Origin of the sequence: Stenotrophomonas sp. CFBP8980 (assembly GCF_034046095.1) — a bacterium.
Taxonomy (GTDB): domain Bacteria; phylum Pseudomonadota; class Gammaproteobacteria; order Xanthomonadales; family Xanthomonadaceae; genus Stenotrophomonas; species Stenotrophomonas lacuserhaii.
This window is the reverse complement of record NZ_JAXCXF010000008.1, coordinates 62,140-84,911: the sequence shown is the minus strand read 5'-3', so window position 1 is coordinate 84,911 and position 22,772 is coordinate 62,140. Positions and strand designations below refer to the sequence as shown.

Sequence of the window (22,772 nt, the reverse complement as noted above, 5' to 3'; positions counted from 1 at the left end):
TTCAAGAAAACCGTTGACAACCGCCTCTCGCGTCTTCAAAATCGCCCGCTCTGCAAGCCCAGATGGCGGAATTGGTAGACGCACTAGCTTCAGGTGCTAGCGGGGGCAACTTCGTGGAGGTTCGAGTCCTCTTCTGGGCACCAAACAAACAACCCTCGCGCAAGCGGGGGTTTTTTGTTGGGCGTGATAAAACGCTTGGAAAACAGGGTTGACAGCCTCTTCACGCCTCTGCATAATTCGCTCCCTCGATGCCCAGGTGGCGGAATTGGTAGACGCACTAGCTTCAGGTGCTAGCGGGGGCAACTTCGTGGAGGTTCGAGTCCTCTCCTGGGCACCATCGATAAAAAAAACCCCGCTGATGCGGGGTTTTTTTTTGCCTTTTCATCCGATCCAGGGACGCACCACCAGCTCGATTCCCAGCAACAGCAGGAAGCCGAGGAAGCACAGCCGGAACGCACGCGCGCTGATCCGCCCGCGGATCTTCTGGCCCAGCCACATCCCCGCCAGCGCCGGCACGATCGCCAGCGCGCTCAGCCCCAGCTGCTGCACACCGAACGCCCCGTGCACCAGCAGCCCGGTGGTCAGCGAGATCGTGGATACGGTGAACGCCAGGCCCAGCGCCTGCACCAGCTCATCGCGATCCAGCCCGAGCGATTGCAGGTACGGCACGGCCGGCATCACGAACACCCCGGTGGCACCGGTGACCAGGCCGGATGCCGCACCGACCAGCGGCGACAGCCAGCGCTCCTTCCGCGGCGGCACGCGGAAGGCCGGCGCGAACGCCGAGTACAGGGCATACACGATCAGCGCCGCGCCCAGTGCCAGGCCGGACCAGCGCGCCTGCACCCGCACCAGCAGCGCCGCGCCGGCCACGGTGGCGACCACCACGCCCAGCATCATCGGCCACAGCCGGCGCACGATGCGCCCGATCGACGGCCCGGCCAGGATCTGCCACGCGTTGGTGACCAGGGTCGGCACGAACAGCATCGAGGCGGCGGCCACCGGTGAAAGCGCGCTGCCCAGCAGGCCCATCGCGACAGTGGGCAGGCCCATGCCGGTCACGCCCTTGACCACGCCCGCCAACACGAACACCACCACCAACAGGAAATAGAAGTAGAGCGAATCGTTCATGGCGCCATTAGGACCTGCCAGCCGCCTGCGGCACAATGCGGCCTGGATGAGCGAGCCTTCGGCTGGGCCGAAGGCAGGGAGCAGCGGATATGCGAATGGACCTGGCGGACCTGCGCCTGTTCCTGATGGTGGTTGAAGCCGGCAGCATCACGGCGGGCGCCGAACGCGCGCACCTTGCACTGGCCTCGACCAGCGAACGGCTGCGCACGATGGAGGCCGAAGCGGGCATCACCCTGCTGACCCGCCACCCGCGCGGGGTCACCACCACCGAGGCCGGTGAAGCCCTCGCCCACCATGCACGGCTGATGCTGCGCCAGCAGTCGCTGCTGCGCGAAGAACTGCAGGAGTTCGCCAGCGGTGCGCGTGGCACCCTGCACCTGTATGCCAACACCGGCGCACTCACTACCTTCCTGCCGGGCCGGCTGGCACCCTGGATGGCCGCGAGACCGCGCCTGCACGTGGACCTGAAGGAACGTACCAGCAAGGAGATCGTGCGCGCAGTACGCGGCGGACAGGCCGAGGCCGGCATCACCTCCGATGCCGTGGACAGCGCCCCGCTGCAGCTGCAGCCGGTGGCCGATGATCCGCTGCTGCTGATCGTGCCGGCCACGCACCGGCTTGCGACCCGTACGTCGGCAACCTTCGCAGAGGTGCTGGGCGATACCTTCGTCGCCCTCGCCGATGGCAACGCACTGCAGGAACACATCGAAGAAAACGCGCGTGCGCTCGGCCGCACGCTTTCACCGCGCATCCGCATGAAGACCTTCGAGGGCGTGTGCGAGATGGTCGGCCACGGGATCGGCATCGGCATCGTGCCGCGCTCGATCTGCCGGCAGCATCGCCGCCGTTACGGCTTCCATGCCATCGCGCTGGAAGATGCCTGGGCGCGCCGCCAGCTGAGCCTGTGCTTCGTCCGTTGGAACGGCCTTTCACGCTCGATGCAGAGCCTGCTGCTGCACCTCGGCGGGCACGCAGTGGACGACTGAGCAGTTCACATCATCCGCATGCAGAAATGTTGTTGACACAAATTAATTCGTTCCCCATAATTCTCCTCCTGAGTCGCCCAGGTGGCGGAATTGGTAGACGCACTAGCTTCAGGTGCTAGCGGGGGCAACTTCGTGGAGGTTCGAGTCCTCTCCTGGGCACCACGACTCGGAAAATGATCAAACCCGCGCAAGCGGGTTTTTTCATGCCTGGCGTTCGGGATCCAGGGCGCCGTGCAAAGAAAAACGCCGAGCAATGCTCGGCGCTTTTGGGTGCAGATCAATGCCCGCCCGCGGCCGCCGCACTTCCCGCGCCTGCGCCGAAGGGTGGCTTGGCCAGCCACAGGAACGCGATGATGGCCAGGAAGATCCAGCCCAGCAGGAAGAAGATGTCGTTGAATCCCATCTGCGATGCCTGATGGTTGATCATCGTATTGAGCGCCGCCGCGCCATGCTGCAGGTCGCCCTGCCCCATCGCGGTCACCTGCTCCTGGATGCCCGGCTGGTACACCGATATGTGCTCGGTGATGTCGGCATGGTGCACCTGGGTGCGCCGTGACCACAGCCAGGTAGTCAACGAAGCGGCAAAGCTGCCGCCCAACGTGCGCAGGAACGTGGCCAGGCCGGAGCCGGCGGCGATCTCGCGCCCGTCCAGGTCGGACAGCAGGATCTGCAGCACCGGCATGAAGAACAGCGCCACGCCGACGCCCATCAGCAACTGCACGCCGGCCACGTGCTGGAAGTCCACCTGCAGGTTGAACCCGGAACGCAGGAAGCTGGTGAAGGACAGGAACACGAACGCCACCGAAGCCAGCATGCGCATGTCGAAGCGCGATGCGTACTTGCCCACGAAGGGGGTCATGATCACCGGCAGGATGCCGATCGGCGCGGTGGCCAGGCCGGCCCAGATCGCGGTGTAGCCCATGTCACGCTGCAGCCATTGCGGGATCAGCAGCGACACGCTGAAGAACGCCGCGTAGGCCACCACCATCGCCATCGTGCCTGCCCGGAAGTTGCGGTGACGGAACAGGCGCAGGTCGACGATGGGATCCTTGTCGGTCAGTTCCCAGATCAGGAACACCGCCAGCGCGACCACCGAAACGCAGGACAGCGCGACGATCATCGGCGAACTGAACCAGTCTTCGTCGTTGCCCAGATCGAGCACCAACTGCAGCGCGCCGACGCCGATCACCAGGGTGACCAGGCCGACGTAATCCATCTTGGGCTTTTCGATCTGCTCCGGGCGGCCCTTCATCTGGTTGCCCACCACCAGGGCTGCGAAGATGCCCAGCGGCACGTTGATCAGGAAGATCCATTCCCAACTGTAGTTGTCGGTGATCCAGCCCCCCAGGATCGGCCCGCAGATCGGCGCCACCACGGTGATCATCGCCAGCAGCGCCAGCGCCTGCCCGCGTTTCTCACGCGGGTAGATCGACACCAGCAGCGACTGGGTGATGGGATACATCGGCCCGGCAACGAAGCCCTGCAGCGCGCGCGACACCACCAGCATGCCCATGCTCTGGGCCAGCCCGCACAGCAGCGAGGCGATGGTGAAGGCCAGCGTGGCCCACACGAACAGCTTGGTCTCACCGACCCGCCGGCTGAGCCAGCCGGTCAGCGGCAGCGCGATGGCGGTGCTGACGGCGAAGGAGGTGATGACCCAGGTGGCCTGCTGCGAACTGGCGCCCAGGTTGCCGGCGATGGTCGGCAGGGACACGTTGGCGATGGTGGTGTCCAGCACCTGCATGAACGAGGCCATCGCCAGGCCGGCGGTGCACAGGGCGATGTTGGGCGGCAGGAAACCGGTCGCCGGGGCGGCCGGCGGGCCCGGCGCAGCGGGCACGGCAGGGGCTTGGGAAGACATGGAAACTCAGCCTGCCTTGGAGACGTGGGGCGGCGTGGTCGGCTGCTGGCCCACCGCGGCGGTCGCCTTCGGGCTGGCCGCTGCGGCCGCATCGGCGCGCTGCGGCAGGTTGCCCTGGATGATGCCGTGGATCGCCTCGTCGGCGTCGTGCATCTGCTTGGAATACACATCGGTGTCGAACACCGAACCGGTAGCGACCTGGCTGGGCAGCACTTCGCCCTTCTGGTCACGCAGGCTCACCTCGGCCTTCATCGACAGGCCGATGCGCAGCGGGTGTTCGGCCAGCTGCTTGGCATCGATGGCGATGCGCACCGGCACCCGCTGCACGATCTTGATCCAGTTGCCGCTGGCATTCTGCGCCGGCAGCAGCGAGAACGCTGAACCGGTGCCCATCCCCAGGCTGGTCAGGTGGCCGGTATAGCGCACGTCGCCACCGTACAGGTCCGAACGCAGCTCCACTTCCTGGCCCAGGCGCATGTGCCGCAACTGGGTTTCCTTGAAATTGGCTTCCACCCACATCTGTTCGGTCGGCACCACCGCCATCAGCGCATTGCCCGGCTGCACGCGCTGGCCCACCTGCACCGAACGACGCGCCACGTAGCCGGTGACCGGCGAAACGATGCCGGCACGCGCATTGTTGAGCCACGCCTGGCGCAGCTGCGCTGCGGCGGCCTGCACGTCCGGCTGCGTGGCGATCACGGTGTCATCCACCAATGCCCGGCTGCGCTCGAAGGTCTCGCGCGAACCGGCCACGGCCGCTTCGGCAGCAGCCAGTTCATCGCGTGCATGCGCCAGCTCTTCATTGGAAATGGCGCCGGTGGCCGCCAGGTCCTTGCGGCGTGCGAAGTCATCACGGGCGCGCTTCAGGGTGACCTGGCGGGCATTGAGTTCGGCCTGCGCCCCTTCCACGCTGCGGTACAGACCGCGTACCTGGCGCACGGTACCGGCCAGCTTGGCTTCGGCCTGCTGCAGGGCGACTTCGGTATCGGACGGATCCAGCTGCACCAGCACCTGGCCGCGCTCCACGCGCATGCCGTCGTCGGCCGCGATGCCGACCACCGTGCCGGTGATCATCGAGGTGATCTGCACCTGGTTGCCACCGACATAGGCATCGTCGGTTTCTTCGAACCAACGGCCGAACATGAAGTACCACAGGGCAGCGGCGGCGATCAGCAGCAGCACGATGACAAGCAGTCCGCGCAGCAGCTTGCCGCGGCGGCTGGGAGCGGCGGGGGCCGCGGAATTGGGAGTCTGGCTCATGGGAGGCTTCTTCAGGAATGCGAATCGGAAAGGGAGGCGGCGCGGCGGCTGTCATCGGCAGTGGGCTCGAAACCCCCGCCCAGCGCCTGGCTGAGGCGCACCGAGGACAGCACCTGCTGCGACTGCAGCCCGGCCAAGCGCTGCTGTGCCTGCAACAAGGTGGACTGCGCGGTCAGCACGTCGAGGTAGCCGCCGATGCCGGCGCGGTAGCGCTGTTCGGCCAGGCCATGCGCAGCGCGCGCGGTATCCACCGCCTGCTGCTGCGACTGCGCCTGCTGCTGCAGCGAGCGCACGGCGTTGACCTGATCGGCCACCTCGTGCAGCGCATCCACCAGCCGCTGGTTGTAGGTGGCCACCGCCAGGTCGTAATCGGCGTCCTTGCTGTCCAGTCCTGCGCGCAGCCGGCCGCCGTCGAAGATCGGCAGGCTCAGCGCAGGGCCGAGGTAGGCGAAGGTGGAGCTGCTCTGCAACAGGTCGCCAACATTCGGGGCGACCACCCCGGCCAGCGCGGTGAGGTTGAGGCTGGGATAGAACGTCGCCTTGGCTGCATCGATCTGCTTGCCGGCCGCTTCCACCCGCCAGCGCGCCGCCACGATGTCCGGACGACGGCCCAGCAGCGCGCTGGGCAGCACGCCCGGCAGCTGCAGCGCCATCGGATCAAGCGCACGGGGGCGTTCGATCCGCAGGCCACGATCCGGCCCCTGCCCGACCAGCGCGGCCAATGCGGTGCGGCCTTCGTCGATCTGCTGCTGGGCGGCCTGCAACTGCTGCTGCGCCGCCGGCACGCGGGATTCGGCCTGGCGCACCTGCAGGTCGCTGTCGATGCCGGCCGCGCGGCGCTGGCGGGTCAGCTGCAGCGCCTTCTGCGAGCGCGCCAGTTCTTCGGCCGCCACGTCGTGCAGTTGCCACGCATAGGCCAGCCCGGCATAGGCCTGGGTGATGTTGGCCGACAGGTTCAGTCGAGCGGCCTGCGCATCGATGGCCGCCGCATGGGCGCTGTCCACCGCCGCTTCCCAGGTCGCGCGCTTGCCGCCCCACAGGTCCACGCCGTAGCTGAAATTGAAGGCGACCTGCCCACTGCCGGCGTAATGGCCACCGGTCTCCTCGCCGAGCATCGACTCGGGCAGGCGCAGGCCGGTGTACCCACCGGAAACAGACAGGTTCGGCAGCTGATCCGCACGTGCACCGCCGACCTGCGAACGGGCCTGGCGCAGGCGTGCGTCAGCCGCTTCCAGGCTGGGGTGGCTGGCCAGCCCTTCGCTGATCAGCGCATCCAGCTGCGGGTCGCCCAGCGCGGTCCACCAGTCGCGCGCGGGGAAACCGGCCGCACCCAGCGAAGCATCGGCCAGCGTGCGCTCGCTGTGCAGGGAATCGACATCGCGCAGCGCGCCCTGCGGCTGCAGGCCACGGCTGCTGGCGCACGCTGCCAGCGCCAGCGCGAGGCTCGCCAGCAGCAACGGCCGGCCGTGCCGCCGGATGGAAGAGAGAGAGATGGGAGTCATGGAGTCGCCAGGGAGTCGCGGATTCGGGTCAAGAGGGAGAGCAGCTGCGCGCGTTCGTCGGCGCTGAGCTCACGGGAGGCGTAATCGATCACGTCTTCGCCACGTTTCTGCAGCCGCAGCCACAGCGCGCGGCCTTCTTCGGTCAGTACGATCTGCAGCGCGCGCCGGTCCTGCGCATGTGCTTCGCGGCGAACGCAGCCCAGCGCCTCGAGCTTGTCCAGCAGGCGGGTTACCGCGCTGGGCACCTGGTCGATCGCCTTGGCCAGCTCGTTGGCGGTGCACGGCGCCATCCGCGCAAGCACCTTCAGGCCGATGTAGTGGGTGAAGTTGAGGCCAAGGTCTTCTTCGGCCATCGAGGCATCCAGTTGGCGGACCAGGCCGTCGCGCACCTGGCGCAGCAGCAGCCCGAAGCTGGGGGGTGAGTCGGAAGGACAGATCATGGGGTAGCATTCTCTTCCAAAAAATATATTTCTCAATGGAAATATTTCGATCTGGCTAGGAATGCTGTGTTGCAGCAATGGCGTGATCGGAGGCCGCCACGTTAATAGCGCGCGTCATTGGCCCGGTAGTACAATCCAGCCAATGAATGACAGTTTCCAGCCAACCTCGCCCGCTCACGTCCGCCAAGGCCCCGACATCGAGGCGGGCCGGCAGGTCCTGCGCGAGAGTGCGCTGGAGTGGTTCGAACGCGAGGATGGGCTGCCAGTGGTGGGCTTCCGCATCGACAGCCCGACCGGCCTGGCCAACGAGGTGGACTGGCACACCCACGGCCGTGCCCAGCTGATCTGCGTGGAAAGTGGCCTGCTCACCACCCGCACCCGTCACGGGACCTGGTCGCTGGCGCCTGGATCGGCCGGCTGGATGCCCGCCGCCGAACCGCACACGGTGGCCATTGATGGGCCGCTGCGCGGCTGGGGCATGGTGCTGGCGCCAACGCTGTGCCGCGATCTGCCGGCTGATCCCTGCGTGATCGGCATCTCCCCGTTGCTGCAGGCGGTGGCATTGCGGGTCTGCGACTGGCCGATCGCCGATGCCGCCAGCGCACCCCAGCAGCACCTGATCGAGGTGCTGCTGGACGAGATCCGTGCCGCCCCGCGCCAGCGCATGCACCTGCCGATGCCGCGCGACCGGCGCCTGCTGAAGATCGCCTCGCAGCTGCTGGCCGAACCGGCCGATGACCGCAGCCTGGCGCAGTGGGCGGCCTGGGCGGGCCTGTCGACCCGTTCGCTGACCCGCCATTTCCGCGAAGAGACCACGCTGAGCTTCGCCCACTGGCGCCAGCAGGCGCGGCTGGCCGAGGCGCTGCGCCAGCTCAGCGAGGGCCGCGCGGTGGCCGATATCGCCCACGCACTGGGCTTCAGCAGCTCCAGCGCCTTCGTCACCGTGTTCCGCCACCATTTCGGGGTGCCGCCCGGACGCTATCTGGCCCGTGCCGCGCACGGACTGGATCCACCGCGTGGCTTGGCTTCTCCGGCCGCATCCGGATAATCAACGCATTGCGAGGGCGATGGCCGTCGCCGCCTCCGAACACAGGTAACAACCCCGCATGACCGATCTTGCCCGCCCCGTCTTCCACGGCTTCGAACAACTGCCGCTGCGCGAGTATGCCGAGCGCGCCTACCTCGACTACTCGATGTACGTCGTGCTGGACCGTGCGCTGCCTTTCCTCGGCGACGGCCTCAAGCCGGTGCAGCGCCGCATCATCTATGCGATGAGCGAGCTGGGGCTGAACGCCGCCTCCAAGCCGAAGAAGTCCGCCCGCACTGTCGGCGATGTCATCGGCAAGTACCACCCGCATGGTGACAGCGCCTGCTACGAAGCGCTGGTGCTGATGGCGCAGCCGTTCTCTTACCGCTATCCGCTGATCGAAGGCCAGGGCAACTTCGGTTCCAGCGACGACCCGAAATCCTTCGCGGCGATGCGTTACACCGAGTCCAAGCTGACTCCGATCGCCGAAGTGCTGCTGGGCGAACTGGGCCACGGCACCACCGACTGGACGCCGAACTTCGACGGCACGATGCAGGAGCCGACCTGGATGCCGGCGCGGCTGCCGCACCTGCTGCTCAACGGCACCACCGGCATCGCCGTGGGCATGGCCACCGACGTGCCGCCGCACAACCTCAACGAGATCGTCAGCGCCCTGCTGCACCTGCTGGAAGATCCCGATGCCAGCGTGCGCGACCTGTGCGAACACGTTAAGGGCCCGGACTATCCGTCCAACGCGGAGATCATCACCCCGGCCGCCGACCTGCTGCATATGTACGAGACCGGCCATGGCAGCGTCCGCGCGCGCGCGACGTTCTTCAAGGAAAACGGCAACGTGGTGGTCAACGCCCTGCCCTTCCAGGTATCCCCGTCCAAGGTGATCGAGCAGATCGCCGCGCAGATGCGCGCCAAGAAGCTGCCGTGGATCGAGGACGTGCGCGATGAATCCGACCATGCCAACCCGGTGCGGGTGGTGCTGGTGCCGCGCTCCAACCGGGTCGACGCCGACCAGCTGATGGGGCACCTGTGCGCCACCACGGACATGGAACGCAGCTACCGGGTCAACCTCAACGTGATCGGCCTGGATGGCCGCCCGCAGGTCAAGAACCTCAAGAGCCTGCTGAGCGAGTGGCTGGCGTTCCGCAGCAGCACCGTGACCCGCCGCCTGCAGCATCGCCTGCAGAAGGTGGAGCGCCGCCTGCACCTGTTGGAAGGCCTGCTGGTCGCCTTCCTCAACCTGGACGAGGTGATCCACATCATCCGTACCGAAGACGAGCCGAAGGCCGCGTTGATCGCGCGCTTCGGCCTGTCCGAGGAGCAGGCCGAGTACATCCTGGAAACCAAGCTGAAGCAGCTGGCACGCCTGGAAGAAATGAAGATCCGCGGCGAGCAGGACGAGCTGGCCAAGGAACGCGACAAGATTCTCGGCATCCTGGACAGCAAGGCCAAGCTGAAGAAGCTGATCAAGGACGAACTGACCGCCGATGCGAAGAAGTTCGGCGATGCCCGTCGTTCGCCACTGGTGCAGCGCACTGCCGCCCAGGCCATCGACGAAACCGAGCTGGTGCCGAGCGAGCCGATGACCGTGGTGCTGTCGGAGAAGGGCTGGATCCGCGCGGCCAAGGGCCACGACGTGGATGCGTCGTCGCTGAATTACCGCGATGGCGACAGCATGCTGGCGTCGGTGCGCGCGCGCAGTACCCAACAGGTCGCCTTCCTGGACAGCGAGGGCCGCGCATATTCCACGCCGGTGCACACGCTGCCGTCGGCACGCGGCAACGGTGAACCGCTTACCGGCCGCTTCTCGCCGGCCCCGGGCACCAGCTTCGTCACCCTGGCCAGTGCCGAGCCGAACGGCCGCTTCGTGCTGGCCTCCACCCACGGCTACGGCTTCGTGACCCGCTTCGAGAACCTGATCGGCCGCAACAAGGCCGGCAAGGCGATGCTCAACCTGGCATCGGGCTCGTCGGTGCTGCAGCCGGCGCTGGTGGCCAACGTGGATACCGACCGCATCGTGGCGGTGACCAGTTCGGGCAACCTGCTGGCGATCGCCGCCAGTGACCTGCCGGAACTGGACAAGGGCAAGGGCAACAAGATCATCGAGATCCCGAAAGCCAAGCTGGCCACCGAGCGGGTGGTGGCGGTGGTGGCGATCAGCCCCGGCCAGACTTTGCAGGTACGCAGTGGCCAACGCACCATGGGCCTGAAGTTCAGCGAGCTGGACACCTACCTGGGTTCGCGCGCCACGCGTGGCCACCTGCTGCCGCGCGGCTGGCAGAAGGTGGAAGGGCTTGCGGTGGAATGAGGGAGGTAGCGCCGGGCCCTGCCCGGCGCCACGCATGGCCTGGAATCGAACAAAAAAAAGCCGGGGACCTCCCCGGCTTTTTCGTTGCTGGCTGGCGCTGGGCTGGCTGGCTGCGAGGTCAGTGCGCGGCAGCGCCCTTTCCGTCGATCTTGCTCAGCTGGTACAGCTCCAGGCCGATGCGCTGGATCAAGCCGAGCTGCTGCTCCAGCCACCAGGCATGGTCTTCTTCGGTATCCTTCAACTGCACCAGCAACATGTCACGACTGACATAGTCGCCGTTGGCTTCGCACAGCTTCATGCCGGCGGCCAGGTTGTTGCGCACCGCATATTCGGTGTCCAGGTCCTTGCGCAGCATCTCTTCCACGGTCTTGCCGGGTTCGAAGGCATGCGCGCGCATGTCCGGGTCCCCGCCCAGGAACAGGATCCGGCGCAGCAGCGCATCGGCGTGCTGGGTTTCTTCTTCCATTTCGTGGTTCAGGCGTTCATACAGCGCGAACAGGCCTTGGTCCTCGTAACGGCGGGAATGGATGAAGTACTGGTCGCGGGCAGCAAGCTCGCCGCGCAGCAGTTCTTTCAGGCAGGCGATGACGTCCGGATTGCCTTTCATGGGGGATGCTCCTTTGACTCGATGGCGCCATGGTGCCCTATCCGGAAATCCCGTGATCTAATCGGAATCAATCGCAGTCGCGTCACGTCTGCGATCTGCCACACCGGCTGTCTACACTCGCCCCCACTCTTTCCCTGCAAGGAAGCGCCCCATGCGTCGATGGTTGTTGCGACTGTTCTGGCTGCTGCTGGTACTGGCTTTGGGACTCGGCCTGATGGCCTGGTGGTTGCTGCGCGGCAGCCTTGCGCCGCTGGACGGCGAGCAGGTCCTCGGTGGCCTGCAGGCCCCGGTGACCGTCAGCCGCGACGGCCTGGGCGTGGTCACCATCGAAGGTGCCAGCCAGCACGACGTGATGCGCGCTCTGGGCCAGGTGCACGCACAGGAACGCGGCTTCGAGATGGACCTCATGCGCCGCAGTGCCGCCGGCGAGCTGTCCGCGCTGTTCGGGCCGGCCGCGCTGGAGGTGGACAAACGCATGCGCCTGCATCGCCTGCGCCACCGCGCATCGAAAGAACCGGTGAGTGCCGAACTGCAGGCTTACGTGGAAGGCGTGAATGAAGGAATCGCCAGCCTGCGCGTGCGGCCTTGGCCCTACCTGCTGCTGCGCCAGCGGCCCGCGCCGTGGCAGGCCGCCGACAGCCTGCTGACCGGCTATGCGATGTATGCCGACCTGCAGGATCCAGCCAACCAGAGCGAGTTGGCGTACAGCCGCCTGCGTGCGGTGGTGCCGCCGGCGCTGTATGCGCTGCTGAGCCACGATGGCAGCAGTTGGGATGCGCCGTTGATGGGCGGACCGCGCGGCGATGCGGTGCTGCCCGGCGCCGACGTGCTGGACCTGCGTGGCCAGCCTGCCGCGCCTGCCGCTGCCGTGGACGATACGGATGTCAAAGGCAGCAACAACTTCGCCGTCGGCGCAGCGCTGACCGCCGATGGCCGCGCGATCCTGGCCGACGACATGCACTTGGGCCTGCGCGCGCCGAACATCTGGTTCCGCGTGCGCCTGCGCTACCCCGATCCGCAGGCGCCCGGCGGGCGGGTCGACGTGAGTGGATTTTCGCTGCCTGGCCTGCCGGCGATCATCGTCGGCAGCAACGGACACGTGGCGTGGGGCTTCACCAACAGCTACATCGACACCGCCGATTTCCAGCCGGTGCCGGCCGGCACGAAACTTACCGAGTACCACGAAAAAATCGAGGTGGCCGGTGCCCCGCCGGTGGATTTCACCGTGCGCGAGAGCGCATGGGGGCCGCTGCTGCACCAGCGCGCCGATGGCAGTGGCGATGCGCTGCGCTGGGTCGCCCACCAACCCGGCGCGGTCAGCCTGGCACTGACCGAGCTGGCACGCGTCGCCGATCTTGACCAGGCATTGCAGGTCGCCGACCGCACCCGCATCCCAGCGCAGAACCTGCTGCTGGCCGACAGCAACGGACGCATCGGCTGGCGTGTGCTGGGTGCGCGCCCGGACCGGGCTGCCGGCTGCGCGCCCACCGACATGCGCACCACCACGGCTGATGGCTGCCCGGCATGGGGCATCCGCAGTGATGCGGCGCCCTCGCTGATCGACCCGCCAACCCACCGGCTGTGGACCGCCAACGGACGTGTCATGGACGGCAAGGCACTGGCTGTCGCCGGTGACGGCGGTTATGACCTCGGCGCGCGCGGCGCCCAGATCCGCGATGCACTGCAGGCCCGCCAGCGCTTCAGCGAAGCGGACCTGCTGGCGATCCAGCTCGATGACCGTGCGCTGTTCCTGCAACGCTGGTGGCATCTGCTGCGCAAGGTGGTGGTGGGCTCGAACGACCCGCAACTGCAGCGGCTGGAGGCTGTCACGCGCACCTGGGAGGGCCATGCGTCGGTGGATTCGGTGAGTTATCGGGTAGTGCGTGGCTTCCGCGGCATGCTGCTGGACGAGGTCTCCAGTGCGATGCTGGCACCGGCCAGACAGATGCTGGGCGATGACTGGCTGGAGCCGCGGCTGGCGCAGTTCGAAGGCGTGCTGTGGCCGCTGGTCGACCAGCGCCCGGCGCACCTGCTGCCGCCTGGCCACGCAAGCTGGGACGCGCTGCTGGCCGACACCGCCAAGCGTCTGGAAGCGGACCTGACCGCGCAGGGGCCGCTGGCCGAACGCAGCTGGGGTGAGCGCAATACCGCTGCGATCTGCCACCCGATCAGCCGTGCCCTGCCCGCCTTCGCCGAACGCTGGCTGTGCATGCCGGCCGAGCCGCTGCCCGGTGACAACAACATGCCGCGCGTGCAGGGGCCGGGCTTCGGCGCTTCGCAGCGGATGGTGGTGTCCCCCGGCCACGAAGACCAGGGCATCATCCACATGCCGGGCGGCCAGAGCGGCCACCCGTTGTCACCGTTCTGGGCGGCCGGACACGAGGACTACGTGCACGGACGTCCGACCCCGTTCCTGCCCGGTCCCAGCCAGCACACGCTGACCCTGCGGCCCGCCCGCTGACCTGTCTCCCGGTAGCGCCGCAGGCAGCGGCAGCAGCCGCTGCCTGCGTCGCTTGCGACGGCCCGGAGGGTGCCGGTCAGGACGACCGGCATAGGCATGCTCGGCGGCGGTTCGTTGGCGGGCACCGAGGTATCCCGCCGAGCACGGCTCGGCGCTACCCGTGCGTCACCCTGATGTCAGGCCAACGCTGCTTCGTGCACGCCGGCGATCGCCCGGCCGGACGGGTCCGCGGCGGCCGCGAAACTGGCGTCCCAGGCAATCGCCGCCGGTGACGAACAGGCGATCGACTTGCCACCGGGCACGGTTTCCGCCGCCGCATGGCTGGGGAAGTACTGCTCGAACACGTGGCGGTAGTAGTAAGCCTCCTTGGTCTGCGGCGGGTTGTGCGGGAAGCGCTTGTCGGCAGCAGCCAGCACACGGTCGCTGACCTGCGCTTCGGCGTGCGCCTTCAGCCCGTCGATCCAGCCGTAGCCCACGCCATCGCTGAACTGCTCCTTCTGCCGCCACAGGATGCTCTCCGGCAGATAGCCTTCGAACGCCGCACGCAACACGCCCTTCTCCACGCGGCGCCCACCGGAGGCTTCGCTGCCGACCATCTTGTGCGCGGCATCGAAGCGCATCGCCACGTCCAGGAACTCGCGGTCCAGGAACGGGACGCGCGGCTCCACGCCCCAGGCCATCATCGACTTGTTGGCGCGCAGGCAATCGTAGTTGTGCAGGGCATCCAGCTTGCGCACCAGTTCGCTGTGGAACTCACGTGCATCCGGCGCCTTGTGGAAGTACAGGTAGCCACCGAAGATCTCGTCGCTGCCCTCGCCGGACAGCACCATCTTCACGCCCATCGCCTTGATCCGCCGCGCCAGCAGGAACATCGGGGTGGAGGCGCGGATGGTGGTGACGTCGTAGGTTTCGATATGGCGGATCACTTCCGGCAGCACGTCCAGGCCTTCTTCGAAGGTGTATTCGAACCCGTGGTGCACCGTGCCCAGCGATTCGGCGGCAATGGCCGCGGCAGCGAGATCGGGCGAGCCCTTCAGGCCGATGGCAAACGAATGCAGCCGCGGCCACCATGCTTCACTCTCGCCGCCGTCTTCGATGCGCCGGCGCGCATAGCGGGCGGCCACCGCGGCCACCAGCGAGGAATCCAGGCCACCGGACAGCAGCACGCCGTAAGGCACATCGCTCATCAGCTGGCGCTCCACCGCGCGCTCGAACGCCTCGCGCAGTTCGGCCAGGTCCACCGGCTCGCCCTGCACGGCGTCGTACTCGCGCCAGGGCTGCTGGTAGTAACGCACCAGCTCACCGGTTGCGCTGTCGTAGTAATGCCCCGGCGGGAACTGCGCGGCATCGGCGCAGCTATCCACCAGCGCCTTCAGTTCGGACGCCACGCGCAGGCGCCCCTGCGCATCGTGGCCCCAGTACAGCGGCACCACGCCGATCGGATCACGCGCCACCAGCACCCGCGCAGCCACCTTGTCCCACAACGCAAAAGCAAAGATGCCGTTGAGCCGTTCCAGCCACTGCGACGGCTCACCCTGGCGGTACAGCGCGTTGATCACCTCGCAGTCCGAGCCGGTCTGGAACGCGTACGGCTGGCTCAATCCGGCCTTCAGCTGCTGGTGGTTGTAGATCTCGCCGTTGACCGCCAGGGCAAGGCCACCATCTTCGGACAGCAGCGGCTGCGAGCCACCGGCGGGATCGACGATGGCCAACCGCTCGTGCACCAGCAGCGCCCCGTCGTCGAGGTAGACACCGCTCCAGTCCGGGCCGCGGTGGCGCTGGCGCTGCGAGGATTCCAATGCGTGCCGGCGCAGCGCGGGGAGGTCGTCACCGGCCTGCAGGCCGAATATTCCGAAGATCGAACACATGGGGGAAGCTCCTGTTTGGGGTCTATACGCGGTAGGGGTGTTCGACCGGCCAGCCTGGCCCGGGAGGTTTCCCGGGCACAAAAAAAACCCGCATCGGTCGATGCGGGTTTTCTGGTGTCCGGGTGTGTAGTGTCTTAGCTACCCAGGGCGCAGTCCCGCATCGGCCGCGCACGATTATTCGCGCGCAGGTTATTGCGGTTGGTATTGCGGACGGCGGTGGCGGGGAGCAAGGACATGGATCGACCGTAACCGGGTTCCGGCGGCGGCGCAACTGTTGCGATGGCAACCGTTCCTGCGCCGACGTTCAGCCGCCACGCGGTCGACGTCACGGATAATCTCCCGCCCCCTTGAGGACTTCACGGATGATTCCCTTCCCCCGCCGCGCACTGTTGCATGCGCTGGCACTGCTTGCCCTGGCCGGTTGTGCCAGCACGCCTACCCGCCCGCCCAGCGACACCGAGCGCGATGCGCTCGCCGCGGCCGCCGATGGCCGTTTCGACTCGGCGCTGCGCGTGGCCCGGATGTACCAGGCCTGGAATGATCCGCGGGCGCTGGACTGGTATGCGCGCGCTGCCGCCACGACCCCGCGCACGCACCACAGCACCAGCGCCGAGGAAACGCTCGGAACGCTGTACGCGCGTGGCCGTCTGGACAGTGGCGAGGGCCCACAGAAGCCCGCCGAGGTGGTCATGAAGCCGTCACCACGCAAGGCCTTCCGCTGGTTCCAGAGTGCGGCCTACCACGGCTCGCCCTATGCGATGCACGACCTGGAGCGCTGGTACGAAGGTCGCGGCGACATGACCGGCGCGCTGCGCTGGCGGCTGCGTTCGGCGGTGTACCTGCGCGAGCTGTACAAGCTGAAGCCGCTGCGCGAGGCAACCAGCGGCTCGGCACCGCATGGCCAGCCGATCGATCCCGGCCCGGCGCCGAACCCGGTCATCGCCGGCATCCAGCGCCGCGCCGCGCGCGGCGATGCCGAGGCCCAGGTCGACCTGGGCGCACTGCACGAAGCCGGCATCGGCGTGGTGCAGGACAAGGCCGAAGCATTGCGCTGGTACGAACGTGCCGGCAGGCAGGGCAACGTGTATGGCCAGTACCTGGCCGGGCTGGCCGTGGGCCGCGGTGGCGACGGGCTGGCCAAGGACGTGGATGCGGCGGCGGCATGGTTCGCCCTGGCCGAGGCACAGGGCTTCTACATGGCGGCCGAATCATACTGGCGCGAAGCGATCGCACCGCCATTCTGGACGTTCGAGTAACGGCGTTACGCTGGCTTCGTACACACTCCAGCGCAATGCTCAAGTCTATTGTGAGCGGTCTACATCGCCCAGAATGGCAGCATGACGACCGCCGTTTTCCGCGCTGAAACCCTCACCCGCGAACGCATGCAGGCGATCATCGCCGCGCACCCCCGCGCGGCGATATTCGAAGGCTGCAGCTTCGATCATGGCGACTTTTCGCGGCTGGACATGGACGGCTTCCAGTTCAACCAGTGTTCGCTGGCGGGTGCGAACTGGTTGGCGGCTTCGCTGGAGGAAAGCCAGTGGAACAAGTGCCGCGGTGCGGCCTGCGACTTCAGTTCGGCCCTGCTGAGCGACGCGCGCTTTTCGCACTGCGATCTCAACAACAGCCACTGGCGGCGCGCCACGTTGTCCTCGGTGCAGTTCCTGGATTGCAAGCTGACCGGCGCGCACCTGCAGGAGGCAGGCGGGTGGGCACTGGAGTTCCGCGACTGCCTGATGGTCAGCGCCGACCTGCGCGGCCTTTCGTTCCGCAAGGCCCAGTTGCAGGGCATGGATTTCTCCGATGCGGATCTTTCCGGCTGCGACTTCCGCGATGCGGTGTTCAACGGCGGCAGCCTGCGCAACGCACAGACCCGGCTGACCCGCTTCGAAGGCGCGGACCTGCGCGGGACCGACATCAGCGGGCTCAACGTGATGGAGGCCAAGCTGTTCCGGAAGGCGGTGATTTCGCAGCGCCAGGCGGCCGCAGCGCTGGCCGCGTTCGGCCTGGTGGTGGCCTAGCCGCGACCCGCGGTAGCGCCGAGCCATGCTCGGCGAAGTCCATCCGCACGCCCGTTTGCAGGGAGCCGCCGAGCATGGCTCGGCGCTACCACGCCTCACGCCAGCAGGCGTTCGATCAAGCGCTGGTACAGCGCCGGCAGCCGCTCAAGCTCGTCCACGCGCACGTTCTCGTCCACCTGGTGGATGCTCGCATTGACCGGACCTACTTCGATGCATTGCGCGCCCAACGGCGCAATGAAACGCGCGTCCGAGGTTCCGCCACCGGTGCTTTCTTCCGGCGGTGCACCCGCGAACTCGCCGAGCACCTCGCGTGCCACGCGTCGCAGCGTGCCTTCCGGGGTATGGAACGGCTCGCCGCTGCGATGCCACTTCACGGCGTACTCCAGCCCGTGCCGGTCCAGCAGTGCAGCGATCTCCGTTTCCAGCTTGTCTGCGTTCCAATGCGGGTTGTAACGCAGGTTGAAATCGACCTGCAGCTGTCCGGGAATCACGTTGTTGGCACCAGTGCCGGCATGGATGTTGGACACCTGCAGGCTGGTCGGCGGGAAGCTTTCAAAGCCCTCGTCCCAGCGCCGGGCGACCAGTTCGGCCAGCGCAGGTGCAGCCTGGTGGATCGGGTTGCGGGCCTTGTCCGGATACGCGACATGGCCCTGCACGCCCTGCACCAGCAGGCGCGCCGACAGGCTGCCGCGCCGACCCACCCGCAACAGGTCGCCCAGCCGGGCAGTCGATGACGGCTCACCGGTGATGCACCAGTCGATACGCTCGCCACGCTCGGCGAACAGCCGCGCGACATGGCGCACGCCATCGATCGCATCGCCTTCCTCGTCGCTGGTCAACAGCACCGCCAGCGTGCCCGGATGATCCGGGTGCGCGGCAACGAACTGCTCGGCTGCGATCACGAAGGCGGCCACGCTGCCCTTCATGTCGGCCGCCCCGCGCCCGTACAGCACGCCATCGCGCACGGTCGGCACGAATGGATCGCTGGTCCAGTCCGCCACCGGCCCGGTCGGCACCACATCGGTGTGGCCGAGCAGTACCAGCACCGGCCCATCGCTGCCGTGGGTGGCCCACAGATTGTCAACCTCGCCCAGCCGCAGGTGCTCGCACTGGAAGCCGGCAGCCTGCAGCCGGGTGGCCAGCAGCTGCTGGCAGCCCGCATCATCGGGGGTGATCGACGGCCGTGCGATCAGGTCGCAGGCCAGGTCGAGCACCGCACTCACGCGCCCACTCCGAAGCGCTGCTTGAAGCCGTTGTCCGAGAAGCCCTGGCTGACCTTGCCATCGGCGGTCACCACCACCGGCCGCTTGATCAACTGCGGGTATTCGCGCAGCAGCAGCTTCCACTCGGCGTCCGAAGCGGCCGCCTTGCGGTTGTCCGGCAGTTGCCGCCACGTGGTGGAGGATTTATTGACCAGCGCAGGGAAGCCACCGGCCTGGCTGGCCCAGTCGATGAGCGTCTCGGGCGACGGCGTGTTCTCGCGATAATCAACGAAGGTGTACGGTACCTGGAAACGGTCCAGCCACCTGGTGGCCTTCCTGCAGGTATCGCAGTTCTTCAACCCGTGCACGGTGGTGGTCATCGCGGTCAGTCAGCCAGGCCGCGCAGCAGGTCGTTGACGCTGGTCTTGCTGCGGGTACGCGCGTCCACCTGCTTGACGATCACCGCGCAGTACAGCGAATGGGTGCCGTCGGCCGAAGGCAGCGAACCGGACACCACCACGCTGTACGGCGGGATGTAGCCGTAGCTGATCTCGCCGGTGGCGCGGTTGTAGATGCGGGTGCTCTGGCTGAGGAACACGCCCATGCCGATCACGCTGTGATGGCCAACGACAACGCCCTCCACCACTTCCGAACGCGCGCCGATGAAGCAATGGTCTTCGATGATGGTCGGGCTGGCCTGCAGCGGCTCCAGCACGCCACCGATGCCGGCACCACCGGACAGGTGGCAGTGCTGGCCGATCTGCGCGCAGGAACCGACGGTGGCCCAGGTGTCGACCATGGTGCCTTCGCCGACGTACGCACCGATGTTGGTGAAGCTCGGCATCAACACCACGTCCTTGCCGAAATACGTGCCGCGGCGCGCGATCGCACCGGGCACCACGCGTACGCCGGCGCGGCGGAACTTCGCTTCGTCATGGCCGGCGAAGCGCGATTCGACCTTGTCCCAGAACGGTGCCGGGCGCGCATCGACCACCGCCATGTCATTGACGCGGAAGTACAGCAGCACCGCCTTCTTCAGCCATTCGTTGACCTTCCAGCCGCCGTGCCCGTCCGGCTCGGCAACGCGGAATTCACCGCTTTCCAGGCCATCGATGACCCGGCCGACCAGCGGCTTGGTGGAGCCTTCCAGCTCATGCAGGGTCAAGGTGGCACGGCGCTCGAAGGCGCTTTCGATGCCGAACTTCAACTCTTCCACGCCCACCGCCGGCGGCTTGCGCAGCGACTTGCGGGCGATGTTCTCCGCGCGGGCCTTCTCCGCCGGCACCTTCTTCGCGACGGCCTTGCTGGCGGACGATTTCTTCGCGATGGTCGACTTGGCCGCGGCCTTTTTTACGGCCTGCTTGACCGCCACGGCCTTGCCAGCGGTGCTCTTTTTGGTTGCCGCGGTCTTGGCAGCGGCGGTTCTCTTGGTCGGCTTGGTGGCCATCAGCGGGTATCTCCGGCGTTTCGGTCTGGGTCCAGGCAGCACAGCATGGCGTCCTGCAACTGTTGCCTGGCGGTTTCATCCAGGGGGAGGTCGTGTTCGTCAGTGATCACGAAAGTATCTTCGGCGCGTTCGCCGAACGTGGCGATGCGTGCGTCGTGCACGCGCAGCCGCTGGTTGCGCAGCACGTGCGCCACGTCGGCCAGCAGGCCGGGGCGGTCGGGCGCGACCAGGCTGAAGCGGGTGCCGGCGGCATCGCCCGCTTCATCGCGGAATTCGAGGCGCGGGGCGAAGCGGAAGTGCCGCAGCTGGCGCGGGATCGCGCGCCGCGAGGGTCGCAGCCGTGCCAGGTCGCCGGACAGTGCCTCGCGCAGGGCGGCCTCGAGCCGCAGCGGGTCGCCATCGGCGAAGCTGTCGGCTGGGTTCACTTCGAAGGTATCGAAGATGGTGTCGGAGGGTCCATCCAGCACGCGCGCCCGGTGGATGCCGTAGCCTTTGCGGTCCAGCGTCATCACGATCGCGGCGAACAGGCCATCGCGGTCGGGCGAATGCACGAACACTTCCAGCGCCGGGTCATCCGGGCTGATCGGGCGTACTTTCACCAGCGTGTGGCCCTGGCGTACCGGCACCAGTGCACCCGCCTGCCACGCCAGCTGCTCCGGGCGAAGGCGGATGAACCCTTCATCGGGCATCACCGCGAACTGGCGGTTGATCGTGGCATCGTCATAGCCCTGCTCTCGCACCAGCTGGCGCACGTATTCGCGCGCCTCGATCACCCGTTCGGCGGCCGGCAGCGGCGGCTCGAGGCCTTCGCGCAGAGCGCGGCGGGTGGCGAAATACAGGTCGGCCAGCAGACGGTCTTTCCACGCATTCCACAACTTGGGACTGGTGCCGGCGATGTCGGCGCAGGTCAGCAGGTACAGGTAGTCCAGCCGCTCGCGGCTGGCAACCAGCGTGGCGAAGCGATGGATCACCGCCGGATCGGAGATGTCCTGCTTCTGCGCGGTCACCGACATGCGCAGGTGCTGTTCCACCAGCCAGGCCACCAGGTCGGTGTCGGCGGCACTCATCTCCAGGGTCTGGCAGAAGGCGCGCGCGTCGACCGCGCCAAGCTCGGAATGATCGCCACCACGCCCCTTGGCGATGTCATGGAACAGCCCGGCAAGCAGCAGCAGTTCGGGCTTGCGCAGGCGCGGCCATACCTCATGGGCGATGGAGAAACGTTCGGCGGCCCTGCTGCTGGAAAACTCGCCCATGTTCCGCAGCACCATCAGGGTGTGCTGGTCCACGGTATAGACATGGAACAGATCGAACTGCATGCGCCCGCTGACCTGGGCGAAGGCCGGGACCCACTGGCCGAGCACGCCCAGCCGCGCCATGCGCGACAGCGTATCGACCGGCCTCGGCTGGCGCAGCAGTGACAGGAACTGCTGACGGGTGTGCGGGGAGGCCTGCTCGTATCCGGGCAGCTGCGGCAATGCTTCGGCCAGCGCGCGCGCGGTGAGCGAATGCAGCCCGCGGACCTGCGGATTGTTGGCCCAGCTGGAAAACAGGGCGAAGACCTCGCCAATCTCCCCGCGCGGCCACTCCGCATCATTGGCTGCCAGATACCCCCGGCGCAGCGAGAAGCCGACCGTCAGCGGTTCGGGCACCGCCTCGCCATCGAACTGTTCTTCAAAGCGCTGCAGCAGCCGGTCGCTGATCCGCCGGACCACCGATGCGGCGCGGTAGAAGCCCTGCATCATTTTCTCGACGCCCAGGCTTTCCGCGTCGTCTTCAAACCCCAGCCGTGCGGCCAGGGTCTTCTGGTAATCAAAGCGCAATCGTTCTTCGGGACGTCCGGCGACCAGATGCAGTCCATAGCGCAGCCCGGCCAGCACCGCGCGCTCGCGCTGCAGTGCCACTGCTTCATCGGCGCCCAGGTGGCCCAGGCCGACCAGCGCTTCCAGTTCGCGCACGCCGAAGGCACGCAGCGCCATCCAGCCCAGCGTATTGAGATCGCGCAGCCCGCCGGGGCCATCCTTCAGGTCCGGCTCCAGGTTGTCAGCGGTATCGCCGAAGCGGGCATGCCGCGTGCGCAGTTCCTCCAGTTTGGCCTGGAAGAAGGCACGCGGCGGCCACAGCGATCCATCATCGGTGGCCTGGCGCAGGGCACCCCGCGCGCCGTCTGCGGTAACCAGCGGACGTGCTTCGATCAGCGCGGTGAGTACGGTCTGGTCAGCAGCGGCGTCGCGGCATTGCTGCAGCGAGCGCACCGCATGGCTGACCGGCAGGCCGCAATCCCACAGCAGCGCGAACAAGCGCGAGAGCCCGGCTTCGGCGGCGTGCTGGGCCGAGGTTTCGCCCAGCACCAGCACGTCGATGTCCGAATGCGGGAACAGTTCGCCGCGACCGTAACCGCCCACGGCAAACAACGAAAGGCCTTGCCCGGCCGGCATGCAGCGCTGCCAGGCGAGCCGGATCAGGTGATCGGCGGCACGTGCACGCAGTGCCAGCAGGCGCTCGATCCGGTCGCCCTGGTCGAAGCGGCGGTGCAGGCGCGCGTCGGCCTGCTGCAGCGCCTGGCGCGCCGCGGCAGCCCATTCGGCATCGGGCACCGACGAAGCCGGCGTGTCCAGCAACGAACCCGCCGGCAGCAT

The 22,772-nt window shown here is 67.4% G+C and carries 16 protein-coding genes, 3 tRNA genes and 1 pseudogene; 9 read left to right on the top strand and 11 right to left on the bottom strand.

Features of this window, described 5'->3' with window-relative positions:
• Window positions 1-56: 56 nt before the first annotated feature.
• Both SOM47_RS15325 and SOM47_RS15320 read left to right on the top strand, forming a co-directional pair.
• Window positions 57-143: transfer RNA gene (locus SOM47_RS15325), tRNA-Leu, on the top strand.
• A 107-nt stretch (window positions 144-250) separates the two neighbouring features.
• Window positions 251-337, top strand: a tRNA-Leu gene (locus SOM47_RS15320).
• A 44-nt stretch (window positions 338-381) separates the two neighbouring features.
• On the opposite strand, the gene SOM47_RS15315 is transcribed toward SOM47_RS15320, so the two are convergent.
• Entirely contained in the window at window positions 382-1,131 is a 750-nt protein-coding gene (locus tag SOM47_RS15315) for a sulfite exporter TauE/SafE family protein (RefSeq protein ID WP_320506071.1), read from the bottom strand.
• A gap of 89 nt (window positions 1,132-1,220) precedes the next feature.
• On the opposite strand from SOM47_RS15315, the gene SOM47_RS15310 reads away from it, so the two are divergent.
• On the top strand, window positions 1,221-2,117 hold the full coding sequence (locus tag SOM47_RS15310; RefSeq protein WP_320506070.1) for a LysR family transcriptional regulator: 897 nt from the start codon (window positions 1,221-1,223) through the stop codon (window positions 2,115-2,117).
• Between the two features lie 75 nt (window positions 2,118-2,192).
• Window positions 2,193-2,279, top strand: a tRNA-Leu gene (locus tag SOM47_RS15305).
• 115 nt (window positions 2,280-2,394) lie between these two features.
• On the opposite strand, the gene SOM47_RS15300 is transcribed toward SOM47_RS15305, so the two are convergent.
• The 4 genes and pseudogenes from SOM47_RS15300 to SOM47_RS15285 form a co-directional block, all read right to left on the bottom strand.
• Complete coding sequence (locus SOM47_RS15300; RefSeq protein ID WP_192083937.1) at window positions 2,395-3,978, bottom strand: DHA2 family efflux MFS transporter permease subunit; 1,584 nt, start codon at window positions 3,976-3,978, stop codon at window positions 2,395-2,397.
• Window positions 3,979-4,074: 96 nt separating this feature from the next.
• A pseudogene (gene emrA / locus SOM47_RS15295) lies at window positions 4,075-5,238 on the bottom strand (multidrug efflux MFS transporter periplasmic adaptor subunit EmrA); the annotation flags it as partial.
• An 11-nt stretch (window positions 5,239-5,249) separates the two neighbouring features.
• On the bottom strand, window positions 5,250-6,740 hold the full coding sequence (locus tag SOM47_RS15290; RefSeq protein WP_320506069.1) for an efflux transporter outer membrane subunit: 1,491 nt from the start codon (window positions 6,738-6,740) through the stop codon (window positions 5,250-5,252).
• Entirely contained in the window at window positions 6,737-7,180 is a 444-nt protein-coding gene (locus SOM47_RS15285; RefSeq protein WP_042615348.1) for a MarR family winged helix-turn-helix transcriptional regulator, read from the bottom strand. The genes SOM47_RS15290 and SOM47_RS15285 overlap by 4 nt, the downstream gene beginning before the upstream one ends.
• Window positions 7,181-7,322: 142 nt before the next feature.
• Here SOM47_RS15285 and SOM47_RS15280 point away from each other — a divergent pair, with 142 nt between their 5' ends.
• Window positions 7,323-8,228: an AraC family transcriptional regulator gene (locus SOM47_RS15280; protein WP_320506068.1), complete on the top strand. Its 906-nt coding sequence runs from the start codon at window positions 7,323-7,325 to the stop codon at window positions 8,226-8,228.
• A 58-nt stretch (window positions 8,229-8,286) separates the two neighbouring features.
• Window positions 8,287-10,530, top strand: a complete 2,244-nt coding sequence (gene parC, locus SOM47_RS15275; protein ID WP_320506067.1) for a DNA topoisomerase IV subunit A — start codon at window positions 8,287-8,289, stop codon at window positions 10,528-10,530.
• A 118-nt stretch (window positions 10,531-10,648) separates the two neighbouring features.
• Here the strand turns inward: parC and bfr are convergent, their stop codons facing one another.
• On the bottom strand, window positions 10,649-11,137 hold the full coding sequence (gene bfr, locus SOM47_RS15270; protein ID WP_101099965.1) for a bacterioferritin: 489 nt from the start codon (window positions 11,135-11,137) through the stop codon (window positions 10,649-10,651).
• Between the two features lie 151 nt (window positions 11,138-11,288).
• Between bfr and SOM47_RS15265 the strand changes: the two genes are divergently transcribed.
• Window positions 11,289-13,598, top strand: a complete 2,310-nt coding sequence (locus tag SOM47_RS15265) for a penicillin acylase family protein (protein ID WP_320506066.1) — start codon at window positions 11,289-11,291, stop codon at window positions 13,596-13,598.
• 176 nt (window positions 13,599-13,774) lie between these two features.
• Here the strand turns inward: SOM47_RS15265 and asnB are convergent, their stop codons facing one another.
• Window positions 13,775-15,466, bottom strand: a complete 1,692-nt coding sequence (gene asnB, locus SOM47_RS15260; RefSeq protein WP_320506065.1) for an asparagine synthase B — start codon at window positions 15,464-15,466, stop codon at window positions 13,775-13,777.
• Window positions 15,467-15,828: 362 nt separating this feature from the next.
• Here asnB and SOM47_RS15255 point away from each other — a divergent pair, with 362 nt between their 5' ends.
• The gene (locus SOM47_RS15255; RefSeq protein ID WP_320506064.1) at window positions 15,829-16,722 is read left to right on the top strand and encodes a tetratricopeptide repeat protein; all 894 of its coding nucleotides are present in this window, start codon (window positions 15,829-15,831) and stop codon (window positions 16,720-16,722) included.
• A gap of 81 nt (window positions 16,723-16,803) precedes the next feature.
• Window positions 16,804-17,487: a pentapeptide repeat-containing protein gene (locus SOM47_RS15250; protein ID WP_042613850.1), complete on the top strand. Its 684-nt coding sequence runs from the start codon at window positions 16,804-16,806 to the stop codon at window positions 17,485-17,487.
• A gap of 95 nt (window positions 17,488-17,582) precedes the next feature.
• Here the strand turns inward: SOM47_RS15250 and dapE are convergent, their stop codons facing one another.
• From dapE to SOM47_RS15230, 4 genes are read right to left on the bottom strand one after another with little or no spacing between them, the layout of a single operon-like run.
• Window positions 17,583-18,710, bottom strand: a complete 1,128-nt coding sequence (gene dapE / locus SOM47_RS15245; protein ID WP_320506063.1) for a succinyl-diaminopimelate desuccinylase — start codon at window positions 18,708-18,710, stop codon at window positions 17,583-17,585.
• Complete coding sequence (locus SOM47_RS15240; RefSeq protein WP_320506062.1) at window positions 18,707-19,069, bottom strand: arsenate reductase; 363 nt, start codon at window positions 19,067-19,069, stop codon at window positions 18,707-18,709. The genes dapE and SOM47_RS15240 overlap by 4 nt, the downstream gene beginning before the upstream one ends.
• Window positions 19,070-19,074: 5 nt before the next feature.
• Complete coding sequence (gene dapD, locus SOM47_RS15235) at window positions 19,075-20,136, bottom strand: 2,3,4,5-tetrahydropyridine-2,6-dicarboxylate N-succinyltransferase (protein ID WP_042613847.1); 1,062 nt, start codon at window positions 20,134-20,136, stop codon at window positions 19,075-19,077.
• Window positions 20,136-22,772, bottom strand: coding sequence for a [protein-PII] uridylyltransferase (locus SOM47_RS15230; RefSeq protein WP_042613846.1), 2,637 nt, complete (start codon window positions 22,770-22,772; stop codon window positions 20,136-20,138). The genes dapD and SOM47_RS15230 overlap by 1 nt, the downstream gene beginning before the upstream one ends.